This is a genomic window from Ruminococcus sporogenes (assembly GCF_054655175.1).
Genome location: NZ_BAAHOA010000048.1, coordinates 1 through 498 on the forward strand (window position 1 = coordinate 1; position 498 = coordinate 498).

Genomic DNA, 498 nt, shown 5'->3' on the forward strand with positions numbered 1-498 from the left:
TCAACTTTTAATAAGATAAAGGTTCGAGCTTCTTCCGCCGCTTGTCCTGTACCTTTCCCTGCGTTCTATGAGCCCTGCTTTTTCCAAGTCGTTCAGCGCCCTGAATACCGTTGACTTTGAAACGCTCAGATCCTCCGATATAGTTTTAACGGAGGGAAAACACTTCTTTTTTCTTCCCGCGCGGTTGGACAGGTACATATACACAGCCACCGCCCTGTGAGGCAGATCGTATTCGTATATCTCTCTTGAAAACCTCAAGCGTTATGCGCCTCCCGTCTTTGGCAGCTTTTTTCTCAGCATATCCTCATAGCTTACCGCCTGATCCTCCGGAGCCTCGATTTTCTTTTTGGCGTATTTAAGCTCCGCCGCCCGCGTCAAAGTCTCCTTTTTCATATATGTGACCGTTCTTGAGCCTTTATCCTCAAGGCTGTACGGTTCTTCAAAGCTGATACCCCACTTGAAAAACAGCTTCAGGGGAGATATCATGGGGTGAGTTCC

The 498-nt window shown here is 47.8% G+C and carries 1 protein-coding gene and 1 pseudogene; both read right to left on the minus strand.

All coding sequences use genetic code 11. From position 1 onward, the window contains the following. Entirely contained in the window at window positions 1-258 is a 258-nt protein-coding gene (locus ACYQ0N_RS15400) for a helix-turn-helix domain-containing protein (RefSeq protein WP_124101270.1), read from the minus strand. A gap of 3 nt (window positions 259-261) precedes the next feature. After that, window positions 262-498: pseudogene (locus ACYQ0N_RS15405) on the minus strand (hypothetical protein); the annotation flags it as partial.